At 48.0% G+C, this 12,898-nt stretch carries 12 protein-coding genes; 5 read left to right on the top strand and 7 right to left on the bottom strand.

Annotation, left to right across the window (positions count from 1 at the left end; translation table 11 throughout):
* Positions 1-115: 115 nt before the first annotated feature.
* Entirely contained in the window at positions 116-1,327 is a 1,212-nt protein-coding gene (locus ACO6VE_RS03810; protein ID WP_422459791.1) for a hypothetical protein, read from the bottom strand.
* A gap of 654 nt (positions 1,328-1,981) precedes the next feature.
* Positions 1,982-3,586 (bottom strand): hypothetical protein, encoded by a 1,605-nt coding sequence (locus tag ACO6VE_RS03815; RefSeq protein ID WP_422448166.1) that lies wholly within the window; start codon positions 3,584-3,586, stop codon positions 1,982-1,984.
* An 81-nt stretch (positions 3,587-3,667) separates the two neighbouring features.
* Here ACO6VE_RS03815 and ACO6VE_RS03820 point away from each other — a divergent pair, with 81 nt between their 5' ends.
* On the top strand, positions 3,668-4,990 hold the full coding sequence (locus ACO6VE_RS03820) for an MATE family efflux transporter (protein WP_422459793.1): 1,323 nt from the start codon (positions 3,668-3,670) through the stop codon (positions 4,988-4,990).
* 118 nt (positions 4,991-5,108) lie between these two features.
* Here the strand turns inward: ACO6VE_RS03820 and ACO6VE_RS03825 are convergent, their stop codons facing one another.
* Entirely contained in the window at positions 5,109-5,777 is a 669-nt protein-coding gene (locus ACO6VE_RS03825) for an RraA family protein (protein WP_422459795.1), read from the bottom strand.
* A 428-nt stretch (positions 5,778-6,205) separates the two neighbouring features.
* On the opposite strand from ACO6VE_RS03825, the gene ACO6VE_RS03830 reads away from it, so the two are divergent.
* The 4 genes from ACO6VE_RS03830 to ACO6VE_RS03845 all read left to right on the top strand — a co-directional run bounded on the left by ACO6VE_RS03830 (position 6,206) and on the right by ACO6VE_RS03845 (position 9,538).
* Complete coding sequence (locus ACO6VE_RS03830) at positions 6,206-7,315, top strand: hypothetical protein (RefSeq protein ID WP_422459797.1); 1,110 nt, start codon at positions 6,206-6,208, stop codon at positions 7,313-7,315.
* A 44-nt stretch (positions 7,316-7,359) separates the two neighbouring features.
* Positions 7,360-8,142, top strand: coding sequence for a hypothetical protein (locus ACO6VE_RS03835; RefSeq protein WP_422459799.1), 783 nt, complete (start codon positions 7,360-7,362; stop codon positions 8,140-8,142).
* A 356-nt stretch (positions 8,143-8,498) separates the two neighbouring features.
* Complete coding sequence (locus ACO6VE_RS03840) at positions 8,499-9,224, top strand: AzlC family ABC transporter permease (protein WP_422459801.1); 726 nt, start codon at positions 8,499-8,501, stop codon at positions 9,222-9,224.
* Positions 9,224-9,538, top strand: a complete 315-nt coding sequence (locus ACO6VE_RS03845) for an AzlD domain-containing protein (protein WP_422459803.1) — start codon at positions 9,224-9,226, stop codon at positions 9,536-9,538. The genes ACO6VE_RS03840 and ACO6VE_RS03845 overlap by 1 nt, the downstream gene beginning before the upstream one ends.
* A 174-nt stretch (positions 9,539-9,712) precedes the next feature.
* On the opposite strand, the gene ACO6VE_RS03850 is transcribed toward ACO6VE_RS03845, so the two are convergent.
* The 4 genes from ACO6VE_RS03850 to ACO6VE_RS03865 form a co-directional block, all read right to left on the bottom strand.
* The gene (locus tag ACO6VE_RS03850; protein ID WP_422459805.1) at positions 9,713-9,985 is read right to left on the bottom strand and encodes a hypothetical protein; all 273 of its coding nucleotides are present in this window, start codon (positions 9,983-9,985) and stop codon (positions 9,713-9,715) included.
* 7 nt (positions 9,986-9,992) lie between these two features.
* The gene (locus ACO6VE_RS03855) at positions 9,993-11,141 is read right to left on the bottom strand and encodes a Na/Pi symporter (RefSeq protein ID WP_422459807.1); all 1,149 of its coding nucleotides are present in this window, start codon (positions 11,139-11,141) and stop codon (positions 9,993-9,995) included.
* 204 nt (positions 11,142-11,345) lie between these two features.
* Positions 11,346-11,795 carry an NfeD family protein gene (locus tag ACO6VE_RS03860; protein ID WP_422448184.1) on the bottom strand — a complete coding sequence of 150 codons (450 nt, stop codon included), beginning with the start codon at positions 11,793-11,795 and terminating at the stop codon, positions 11,346-11,348.
* Positions 11,795-12,721 carry an SPFH domain-containing protein gene (locus ACO6VE_RS03865; RefSeq protein WP_422448186.1) on the bottom strand — a complete coding sequence of 309 codons (927 nt, stop codon included), beginning with the start codon at positions 12,719-12,721 and terminating at the stop codon, positions 11,795-11,797. Before ACO6VE_RS03865 ends, ACO6VE_RS03860 begins: the two co-directional genes overlap by 1 nt.
* Positions 12,722-12,898 lie beyond the last annotated feature (177 nt).

Below are 12,898 nucleotides of genomic sequence, written 5' to 3' on the forward strand. Positions count from 1 at the left end.
AATTACGTTTTGTTCGGCAAATAGCCCCGCTATTCACCTCACAAAACGAAATTTTTATCCTCAATTTTCTGCCATCCTCGCTACGGGCGCTATTCTCGGTCAGCCTCCTAGCCAATTAGACCTGGTAACCGGAGGGCAGCTTGCCCTCATACTTTTCATTCCACAATCGTTGAGGATCTACACTCCTGGCAAAATGACAATCACGCTTCCTGTGATGTTGTAGCAGATGTATCAGCTCCGATGCGAATTGCCTGATTGCTTCTGGCATGTCACTCAGAGCTGGCTTTTCGACTTTTTTGACATTTTCGGAAAAACCACAGGCAGGGCAGGTCAATGACGGGTAATAGGAGAAACCGAGATCATCACCTGGCACCAGTCCAGCCCGGGCGATTACCGATACCAGCCATGTTATATCACCCACTTTTGAATAATCATGATGCCACAATTTATGAAGGAATATATCAGTTACAAAATAATCGATATCAACTTTTTTACCCTTAAACCAGTCTTGAAATGCCGCGTAGCACCACTCAAAAGATTGTTTAAGGTAAACGTCCCCTATACGCTTATCATCACTATTGAACCGGGAACCCAACACTGAATAACGTTCACTGCCGATAAAATCCACCAGATCCCCCGGGTTTTGATATTCAAAATCTAACTCAAGGTGTGCGCCCAGGTAGTTAATGTGCAAATGTTGCAAGTCCTTTTGTGATATGTCCATTGGAATATCATCCCCTTGCGAAGTATATAAATAATTAACAGTTGTGCATTTGATAAACTCTGCATAACTGCTATCGCGAAGTGCCACTGTTTCAAACAGCTTGTTTATTTCCATATCATCCAGACAGGGGATATTCTCATCAGGCAAGCGCTGGAATGCGATCAACTTTACCAGTTCACAGAATTCTTTTTTTACGATTAAAACTTTGTTGATAGCCAATCGATCAATGCGCTCATGCATACATGTTGAATACTGGATAGCCTCTTTAAGTCCACCAATCATTTTCTTCAGATTGTCATAAATTTTTGCAAAACTGCATTCGTCAAAGCAAATATTCAGGTTCGTGCAGGTCAGGTGTCTTGACGTTATGGAATATTTTATCAATGTACCCTTAAAGGGTATCAATAACCTTTGGAGATAGAGCCTCCTTGTTCTCTCAGTCAGCATTTTTGAGCTTTGATTTTCAGTAATATATTCATCACATTGAGCCTTCACTGAACTCAGTTCGTCGTATAACTGTGGCAGGCTGAGCTCTGGTAATACGCATTCAGGTTCTGATTGAACCGGAGCTTCAGTGATGATTTTCTCAACGGCCTGCTTCACTGACGGTGATCTCTCCATAATCCGCAGATATCCGCTGAGCCATCTTAACAGGTTAATACTCAGGGGAAACTTGCACTGCTCCGGGCTAATAACGCACTCCTGCCTGAGAACAGCCCGTGACAATGCCGAAACCTCAACAGGGGTAAATAGTTGTCGGCTTTGGAGGGTGGATAAAAATCGGAGGCTATCAGCCACAGAACCGGGTATTTCGTAGCCCGTGATAGCCCTGTCTTGAATAGATTTAAAAAAGGACACCCCATTGCATTTGCGTTCGAGCTGACTGTTGACCAATGGTTTATTGGCAACATCGGGAGTGGCTCTGTGTAAATCCTGTAAATATATTGGGTTAGATGATGTTGTATCCATAATAATCCAATACCTGTTTTTATTTTTTGATCAACCGCCGATTTTGGACTCTTTTTTATACTGATAGTTCATATATGCTGGATAAACTGGTCAACGAAAAGTTGATCAGTACCCGGGGAACCATAGGCTTCTGGCCTGCCAACCAGATCAATCGATAAAGACCAGTTGGAAGTATACGCTGAACGTAAAGGCTGGTCTTTAAAAGAAGCTGAAGGCTGGATCCACCCCAATCTTGTCTGCTAGACCTGATAAGGGGTATTTCCAAAATAAATTGCACATTTCAATGTCTCAAAAGTAACCGGAGGGCAGTTTGCCCTCATACTTTTCATTCCACAATCGTTGAGGATCTATACTCTGCGCCAAATGACAATCACGCTCACTGTGATGTTGCAACAGACGTATCAACTCTGATGCGAACTGCCTGATTGTTTCTGGTATGTTACTCAGCCCGGACTTTTCGACTTTTTTGAGATTTTCTTTAAAATGACACTCAGGGCAGATCAACGACGGGTTATCAGAGAACCAGATACAATTACCCGGCATCAATCCAGCCCGGGCGATTATTGATACAAACCATTTTATATCATTCATTTTTGAATAATCATCACACCACAATTGATGAAAGCAACTCATAGTTTCTAACTTTGTGGTCTTATGATCCCTGAACCAGTCTTGAAATGCTGTATAGCAAAGCTCAACATATTTGTTATGGTAAACATCCCCTATATACTTGTTAATACTATTGAACCGGGAACCCAACGCTGAATAACATCTACTATTCAAGCCAATAAAATTCACCAGATTAGCCCGCCTTTTATCGCCTAAATCTAATTCAAGATGAATGCCCATGTAGTTAACGTACAAATGTTCTAAATCCTTTTCTGCCAGAGCCATTGGAACAATCGGACTTTTTTCCATACGTACCCTTCCAACAGTCTGGTATTTAGTGAACTCTGCATAACTTCTATCCAGCAGTGCTCTTGTGTCAAACAGTTTGTTTAATTCCATATCATCCAGACAAGGGATATTCTCATCAGGCAAGCGCTGGAATGCGACCGATCTTACCAATTCACAGAATTCTTTTTTCAGTATTAAAACTTTGTTGATACCCAGTCGATCAATTCGTTCATGCATACAGCTTGAGTATTGTATATTCTCATCAAGTTGATTAATAACGTTAATCATATGTTCGTAATGGAACGAAAAATTAAGTTTGAAAAACTGATTCCGTGCCAATAAAGAACTTTGATTATCTTCTTCCCAATCATCCCAAAAGGGTAACAATAGCCCATAGAGATAGAGCTTCTTTTCTTCATCAGTCATTGAGCTTTGATTTTCAGAGATATATTTATCACACTGGTCCTTCACCGACTTCATTTGGCTGTGTGACTTCAGCATACTGGTCATAACATTTATTTTGAGGAAATCTTCCACGTTATCCTTATTTTCATTCGGCATTTCAGACATTAAAAAATCAACGGCTGAATGAACCGGAGCATCAATGATAATTTTCTCAACGGCCATTTTCACTAACGGCGATCGCTCCATAATCCGCAGGAACCCACTGAGCCATCTTAACAGGTTAATACTCAGGGGAAATTTGCACTGTTCCGGGCTAATAATGCACTCTCCATTGACAACAGCCCGTGACAATGCCATGACCTCAGCTGTGGTTAATAGTTGTCGGTTTTCAAGTGTTGATAAAAACTGCAGATTATCGGACACAGAACCTGATATTCTAATGCCAGTGATCGTTCTGTCTTGTATAGATCTGAACAAGGATACCGTGTTTTTGCGTTCAAAATGACTGGTGACCAATGGTTTATTGGCAACATCGGCAATGGCTTCTTGTAAATCCTGTACACATAGCGGTTTTGATGATGTTATGTTCATAATAATTTCAGGTTTCTGTGCGGTTTTTTATTGGACTTTTTTTTGCCCGATAGTTCATAAATGCTGGAGATATTTAGCTTAATGAAGCAAAGGCTTGCCACCATTTTTCAGTTAGGCGTACCCATCATGCTGGCCATGCTCTCCCAGAGCATGATCAACCTTGTTGATGCCGCACTGGTGGGTCCCCTGGGAGAAGGTGCCCTTGCCGCTGTGGGTGCTGGCAGCTATGCGAATTTTGTAGCGCTATCGTTGATGACCGGCCTTTCAGCGGCTGTCCAGGCTCAGGTTGCCCGCCGTGTTGGTGCAGGCCGTTTTGATGAATGTGCCATGCCAACCAATCATGGACTGATCATTGCCTTCTGCTTTGCCATGCCAGTCAGTATTATCCTGGTCATCACTTCCCCCTGGTTGCTGGCGTTATTTGATCAGGGATCTCCCACCTTTAAAGGGGACGCAACGGACTATTTTCAGATTCGGGTCATGGCCCTTACCGCAGCCGCCATGAACCTCTCATTTCGAGGTTTCTGGAACGGCATTGGTGAGCCAAACGGTTTTCTGAAACTGCTGGTCTGCACCCATATTTGCAATGTGATCTTCAGCTTTATCCTGATCTACGGAAAGCTTGGCCTGCCTGCCCTGGGCGTGCAGGGAGCGGCCCTGGGAACCTTGCTGTCCATGTACCTGGGAGCCTTGCTTAATTTCCGGATACTGAATAAGCGAGCCAGAAAATTCGGATTCCTGACGCACTGGAGAAATTGGCCGGCCTTAAAGCGCCTGGTTCTTCTGGCGATTCCTGACTCCCTGCAACAGACCCTGTTTGCCCTTGGCATGATGATGCTGTTTGCCATTGTTGCCCAATTAGGTATCCGTGAAATGGCCATCGCCCATGTGTTGATGAATACCTCCCTGATGCTGATACTGCCGGGTCTGGGTCTGGGCATGGCTGCCAATACCCTGGTCAGCCAGAGTCTGGGAGCCCGGGAGCCAGAGGTTGCCTGGCGCTGGGGGCAGGAAGTCATGTATACAGCCAGCGCCGTGTTACTGGTACTGAGCCTGCCGTTGATTTTTACACCGGAGGCTGTGCTGTCGCTCTTTCTCCATGACCCTTCACTACTGGCAATGGGCTCAATCCCGATGCAGTTAACCGGCATAGGCATTGTTCTGGATGCGCCCTCCCTGGTCTTTATTCAGGCTTTACTGGGAGCGGGTGCCAACCGAACGGTGCTCTATATCCGATTTGTTGCACAGTGGCTGATTCTGTTGCCGCTGTGCTGGCTTATAGGCCCTGTTCTGGGGTTTGGACTTACCGCCGTCTGGTCAGTACCCATACTGCAGAGAATGATTACCTCCGTCAGCTTCCTGGTTGTCTGGCGCTCACGGCGCTGGAGTAAAATACAGATTTAAGGAAGGCATTTTCCCGATTAAACAGCAACTCATCCGATTCAGAGCTGCATTGTTCCAACCAGCAGCAAGCCGCTCAGGCAATATTCCGCCTTGAAGTGAGTTATGCACTGGTTGCACTTCACCCCTGGTCGACCGTAAATGTCAGTTCGCTTTTTTCACCGGCCTCTATTTTTTGCCAGTGTTCATCGAAATTGATCAGGTCATACAGTGAAACCCCCTCCTGAAGCCTGGCAAGTACCCGTTCATCTCTGGCCTTAATCTCTTCAGCGACAGGAATCAAATGCGCTGCTTCTTCCAAAGATAAAACCAGTACCCCATCATCATCACCGAAGATAATCTCACCCGGACGAACCTCTACACCGCCACACTCAACAACCTCCCGGGTATGAAATATCCGTTTTGACGTGCCTGACATTGGGGTAAACGTGTGTGCATAAACCGGGAAATTCATTGCTCTTACCGATGCCGTATCACGAAAGGCCCCGTCAATAACAAATCCGGCAATCCCTTTTTGCATCGCTGCCGTTGATAACAGCTCCCCTGCCACGGCTAATACACTGCCCTGAGTCTCAATAACAATAACATCCCCGGACCGGGCCTCCTGAATTGATTTGATCACTGTGAGAAAGTCATTATGACAGTTCACGGTATAGGCCGATCCGATCAGCTTAAGCCCCGTCTGAAGCGGTCTTATTGCCGAGTTCATCACTCTCAGACGCTGGTCAGCATCCGCAAGATGGGATGTTTTCAAATCAGTCAGGCGGGAACGTATTTCGTTTAACTCCATGGGGAACCTCAGGTATACCGGGTTTACAGCTGACCTGACCACCAGACTCTGCCGGTAAGTGCTGTCAGATCACCAACACAGGAGGCTGAAAAAGCAGAGAAGCCGAACTCAGTACAAAAATTGATGAACGGATCAATAAAGCCAGCCTGTCTGACCAACAGGAAGACGATACTTACAAAGAGGCCAATGATTATAGCATTCCCGAGGATTTACAGTTCACACAGGAACGCCTGGAAAAGATAAATGCAGCAAATAAAGCACTTGAAAATTCGGGTCGGAAATTTATCAAAGCCGATTTTACCTATAGATGCTGAAGCAAAAATACTCACGCAGGAATGCCGTTCCTTCAGGGGCCAGAAGAGATCATCATCGCACTCCATCGACCGATAATAACAACTACTAATAAGTCGATATTGAGGAGCGTTCCCATGAACAGATTTTCAAGGGTCAGATGGGTCCTGCTGGTCAGTCTCTGCCTGGCCATCAAGGCTTTCAGTGCCGGTCACAGCGTCCATATCCAGATGAGCAAGAAGGCCGTTGAGTTGGTCTCTGACCCGGCGTTGAGGAGTATCCTGCAAGAGTACCAGGCGCAGTGGGTGATTGGTTCTGGCCTACCGGACGGTGGTTACCTGAATGGTTATCCTTATGCCGAGATCAGCCACTGGTCGAAATTCCATCGTTCCTATTTCTCCCGGGTCCAGAAAACCTGCCCTCCTGACAAGCTGCAGCTGGCAGAGTGTAAAAAACTGGTTTCCCATTTTATGGGGATGGTGGCTCATGGCTTTGAGGATGAAATTTATGACAATTTATTGATGAGTTTATCCGACGAGGTGGATGGGCGTGGGGGGGATCATCTGGCCACGTCCAAGGATACCATCGTCGACAAATACGCCCTGTACGATTACCAGGGAGCCTACGATGTGCATCCTACTGCGGTATCACCGCTGGATGTGGTTTATCAGGCGCTGCAACCACTGCTGAAATCGAGAGTACAACTTAGCCACCTTGAAGAAGGACAGGGTAATATTGTGGCAGCAGCCGTTTGGGAGCGGCAGCTGGTCAATCCGTTCAGCAATCTTATGGACAGCCGGTTATACCCATGGCTCCGGCAGAACTACCGGGACGGCATTGGCGGCATCAATTATACCGGGATCAGTGTTGCGAGGTTATGGGATTACTACTGGGCAAGGTTCAAGGGGCATGATCAGGTTGAGCCACATTTTACGGTGTATCCTGAACCAGGGGGAACTATCGGCCTGAATAGCAATATTGGCCGTGGACGTTTTATGTTTATTGCTGATCGGCCACTTTCTTATTTTTACAGGGAACTTGAGCTGCAAAAGTTGATGCTCGATGGCTCGTGGCAGGAAATCGCCTCTAAAAATCACTATCGCCATGATGGTTATCTCCACGCTGTTTTTCCGATTGGAGGTTTTGTCGCCGGGGAACAGTATCGGGTCAAAATGTCCTATTCCGTTGATGGACTTCATTTTGACCGGGAACTGATATGGAATGCCACCGCAGCAGGTATTCCCTGAATGGCTAGACTGATATGTAATAAAAACATAACAGGGAAAGACTGATGACGTTGCCACATCTTGACTCACAACAGGTATTACCCCCTTTCCAAGGGCCTTTGCTTCCCCCGGATCAAGTTGCAACTGACTCGTCAGGCAGCGTCGTTGTGGTACCGCCTTTAACCACTCCCCAGGAAAATTTTACAGACATTGCCCAGGTCCCGTTGGAAAAGCGCACCATTAAGGTTAGCGATTACAATCTTGTAAATGAACAATCACCCTCCCGATTAAAAAAACTGGCATCCGCCATAAAAATCATTGGTGCTAATGTCATCAGGGCAGTTAATGACAGCGTAACCACCCGGCGACTGCTGCTCAGTGGCCTGTTGGGTGGTCTGGTGGGGCTGACATCCGGCGTCTTGCTGATGGCTTCGCTGACCGGGGGTCTCTCCATGGTTACCCTGATACCGTCACTCTCTATTAGCGCCCCAGCGGCGGTGGTGGGGGCATTAGTGGGGACTGCCGGGGGAATGATCATGTTGGCAGGTTATGGTGTCGCCAAGGGGCTGGTGCGTTCAGCAGCCTACCTCTGGCGTTCGCCGGAACAGCGCTTTCTGCATGATTACCGGCAGGCGGCAAAAGAGTTGGAGTCGCTGGAAGAAGAGCGTGTCAACAACCGTCACATGCGCTCTGAAAAATATATGCGGATTGGCATATTAAGAGCTTATCTGGAGCCCCGACGCGCTGAATGTCACCAGCTGTTGACCGCAGACAATGCCCCCGATAAAGTCTGGCGTCAATATGGCTTCCACTCGGGCAATAATATTCCTCCCTCTTCGATGGTTTGAGTCTATTCCCAGAAAGCCTCCCAGGAGGCTGACCGAGCATTCCCTATTAAATTGTTAGAAAACTATTTTCCCTTTAATCAAGGGCTTATCTGCCTGTTGCAGGCAACTGCTGACGCCAGAATCCACGCTTCTTACTGCGGGCAGCTTGTGCCTTGCATCTCCGGTGATGTTTTTTGTACGATGCTCTTGCTCTGGCGAACAAGAATGAAAACAGTGGTTACTGTGATTCCGCCCCTTGAATGGACTTTTTTACAACCATCACAAACTATTCTTCTTGCCGAATGTCTAAACTGTTCAAGATTGTAAGATTCCAGAATCTTCAGTTATGAGGATGAATTGTTAAGGAAGTGTGTTGTATGTCTCAGGCTGAAATTGTTCACCACTCGAGCAACGATGAAAAAGTCAGGGCTTTTTTCAAGGGTGCCGCAGCCATTATTCCGCTGACTGTCGCGGTCCTGCCCTGGGGTATCCTGACCGGATCGCTGGCTATTGAGTCGGGCTTTGACCCGGTTCAGAGCCAGGCACTGTCAGGCATTATTTTCGCCGGTGCCGTTCAGCTGGCCATTATGGGCATGATCCAGGCCGGAGTGGGTTTAGGCAGCATTCTGATTTCAGCCCTGCTTATTACCTCCCGCCACTTCCTTTACTCCATGGTGATGCGGAAGAACATCAGCCCGCTGCCGCTCAAATGGCGTCTCGCCCTGGGCTTCCTGTTAACCGATGAACTGTTCGCCATTGCCAACCCCGGTCAGCTGAAACGCTTTGACCGCTGGTACGCACTGGGAGGAGGATTATGCTTTTATCTTGGCTGGAATCTTGCCACCCTTGGCGGCATCATCGCTGGCGCAAGCTTTGAAAATCTTGATGCCCTCGGATTGGATTTCGCCATTGCTGCCACATTCCTCGCCCTTGTTATCCCGAGCATCAAAAATGCCCCGGTACTGGTTTGTGTCCTCACTGCGCTGGTAACATCGGTCATTTGTCAGGTAATGCAGATTGAGGCCGGCCTGCTGATCTCAGCCCCCCTGGCCATGGTGGCTGGTTTTGCCTGTGCCAAAGCCACTGACAGAGGAGAAAGCTAATGGATACCTGGGTTATTCTGTTCATCGTAGCGGCCCTGGTTTTTGGCAGCCGCTTCCTCCTGATGGAGCCATGGCTCCCCCTCAAACTCAGTGACACGGTTCAGCAGGCATTGAGTTTTTCCGCACCCGCCGTGCTGACCGCCATTGCGGCACCGATTGTCTTTATTCGTGAGGATCAGCTCAGCCTGTCCATGGGCAACCATTATCTGATTGCCGGCATTATCGTAGTATTTCTTGCCCTGATGACCAGGAACACATTACTGACCGTCATCCTGGGTATGCTTTCATTTCTGCTGCTAAGACATGTGCTGTAAATACGGGAAGCCTTCGGTCTGTCTACTTCCCGCTCAGGAATTCTCCTTCAGGGATGGGACTTTTTCGGGGGAACGCTTATGTATAAATTACTTTGGCAGGGGTTATTGATCAGGTCAAAAGTAAAGCCAGCAAATAATCACTGGCTTTATTTTCACGGCTATTGGTATGCCCCGCTACTTTTTACCGGAGCCTGTAATCGAACTCATCAGGTTAGATACTGACTTTTTAAAGTCTTCAATGGCCGAAACACCCAGCTTTTTAACATCCACCAGGTGTGGCTCTGCCTTGTCCAGGTACTCATCAAGATGATCGACTTCTTCATGCTGCATATCCTGCCGCTCAGCCTCCAGCTCTTGCTCAAGGCGTTTCAGGGTTGCCTTGACCTCTTTGATTTGGGCTTTCAACTCCTTCCTGTGTGCCTTGTATTCCTTGAGTGTTGTCATCATGTCCTCCTCAGGCAGTTATCGCGATCAGGATAGCAGGTAAAATGAAAAAGACACCCACCACATAGGCCAGCACCATCCATTTATTCCGGCTGGCCACCAGGGCAAAACGACGGGCAAGCCTTGGTGGTATATTACGAAGGAATGGAAGATTGTAAATCAACAGTACGGCTGACACATTAAACAACAGATGGACAACTGCTATCTGCAGGGCAAAGAATCCCATGGCTCCCTGGACTGCTGTCGCCGCCAGCAAGGCTGTGACCGTAGTGCCGATATTGGATCCCAGGGTAAATGGATATATCTCCTTGAGCTTGAAGATGCCATTCCCGGCAAGAGGTACGATCAGACTGGTACAGGTTGAGGATGATTGAACGGCAATGGTCATCATCATGCCGGAGAAAATACCCGTAGCAGGTCCCTGCCCAACGGCTTTGTGCATAATCTGCTTGGCTTTACCCACCATCAGATGCTTAAGCAGTTTGCCAAGATAGATAATGGAAATAAAAATAAAGGCCAACCCCGTCAACGCCAGACAGACACCCGCCCACAGGTCCGGCAAAGAGCCATAGAGCCCCTTGAACAGGTCTACAGAAGGCCCTGTAAGCACTTTGACAAAGTTCAAACCTTTGATGCTGACAGAGTCGCCGCCAACCAGCAGTCCGGCCAGAAAATCAGACGACTTTGACAGGAACCCTGTCATGATCTCCAGCGGTAGAAAAATAATAACCGCCATCAGATTGAAAAAGTCATGAACGGTAGCCGCAGAAAACGCACGACGAAACTCTTTTTTCTTACCGATGTGGCCCATACTGACCAGCGTATTGGTCACAGTGGTACCAATATTGGCCCCCATAATCATCGGGATGGCGGTGGCAACCGGAAGACCTCCGGCAACAAGGCCAACAATCACCGAGGTCACGGTACTGGATGACTGAACAACCGCGGTTGCCAGTGCACCTGCCACCAGCCCCATCACCGGGTTGGTGGCAAAAGCAAATAACTGTCGGGCACCATCAGCACCACCAGAAGCCCACTTAAAGCCAGAACCTATCATCCCGACAGCGACCAGCAATAGGTAGATCATCAGCGCAACAAATAGCCACTGAACAACCTGACCTTTCGATTGCGTCGACTCGGCTGTATAACTGGGTTGCATTTGAACATCCTGCAAGGTGAATAAACTCGACTATCCAGAAATAACACTGGATGTCACGGCATCAAACTGGATTACCGAAAAAACGATTGTTCCATTGAAGGGGGACAAGCATAAAGAAACTGTAAAGGAGTCTCAAGCCTGTCCCGGAGAGAATTGAAATAAGAAAGCCAGTGTCGGTTACTCCAACATTCCGGTGTCAAATAATCAGACCAGCTCTCTGACCAGTAACATCATCCCCTGGTTGCCCGTTACCGAGACTTTGCTCCCTTTAGCGACAGATCTGTCCGATTCCACCTTCCAGAGTGTATCACCAATGGCAAGTTTACTCTGCCCGGCTGGCAAGTCATGCTCAAGTACAATGGTCCGGCCTATTAACTGCGATGCCCGATTATTTAATTCGGGGCTGTCACTCTTGTTGTTCACTTTACGGAACAGCTTCCAGTATGCCAGAGAGAACAACAAACTGCCGGTTCCAAACATCACCAGCTGAATGGGCCAGCTTGTATCAGGCACCAGCCAGAGCCACAAAGCGACAACCGCAGCAGCAGCGGCGCTGCCCAGCAGGAAACCACCCGCGCCCAGCGCCTCTGCGCCCAGAAGCATAAAGAGCAGAATCAACCAATGCCAGGGTTCCAGGGTAATAGCAATAGCCATCAGGCCTCCTTCTCACTTCCCTTTTTAAGAGTGGCCTCTCCCACCAGCTCCTTGATACCGGCGATTGAGCCAATCAGACTACCAGCCTCCAGAGGCATCATGATCACTTTATTATTTTCGGCAGAGGCAACATCCTTCAGGGCTTCTACGTATTTCTGGGCAACAAAATAATTAATCGCCCGATGATCACCTTCTGCAATCGCCTTGGACACCATAGACGTTGCCACCGCCTCGGCTTCTGCCAGACGTTCCCGGGCTTCCGCTTCCCGCCTGGCGGCTTCAAGCTCACCTTCCGCCTTGAGGATCTGTGCCTGCTTTTCACCCTCGGCTACTTTAATGGCCGCTTCGCGGGCACCTTCCGCCTCAAGGATCTGGGCACGTTTATCCCGCTCAGCCTTCATCTGCCTGGCCATGGCTTCCACCAGGTCCGCAGGCGGGGCAATGTCTCGCAACTCAATACGGGTCACCTTCAAGCCCCAGGGATCGGTAGCTTCATCCACTTTGATCAGCAGGCGTTCATTAATCCGATCCCGGTTGGACAGCATTTCATCCAGTTCCATGGATCCTAATACCGCCCGGATATTGGTCATCACCAGGTTTTTCATGGCACGATCAAGATCATTCACCTCATAGGAGGCTTTGACCGCATCCTGAACCAGGTAGAAACAGACTGCATCCGTGGTCACCTGTGCGTTATCGGCACTGATCACCTCCTGGGGCGGGATGTCCAGAACCTGCTCCATCATGTTCATTTTTTTACCAACCGTATCAATCACCGGCACAATCACATGCAGCCCGGGCGTTAACGTACTGGTGTATTTGCCAAATCGCTCGACGGTGTAGTTATACCCCTGGGGGACAATTCGTACACCGGTTGAGATAAGAACAGCAATAAGGACAACAAACACAATTGCTGTGATTTCCATACCCATAGGAGGCTCCTGTTTACAGACTTTATTTATTCTCACACGAAGTCCGACTTATGACATCTCATAAGGAATGACTGCACCTTAGTCTCAAAAAAATTGGAATAGCCGGTGGCAATCAGGCCTGAAAAAGAGTTTATCATCATATTTTTGACCTATGCGTTAAAAGTCGCGGTT

It is taken from the genome of Endozoicomonas sp. ALB115, from assembly GCF_049310245.1.
Lineage (GTDB): Bacteria > Pseudomonadota > Gammaproteobacteria > Pseudomonadales > Endozoicomonadaceae > Endozoicomonas.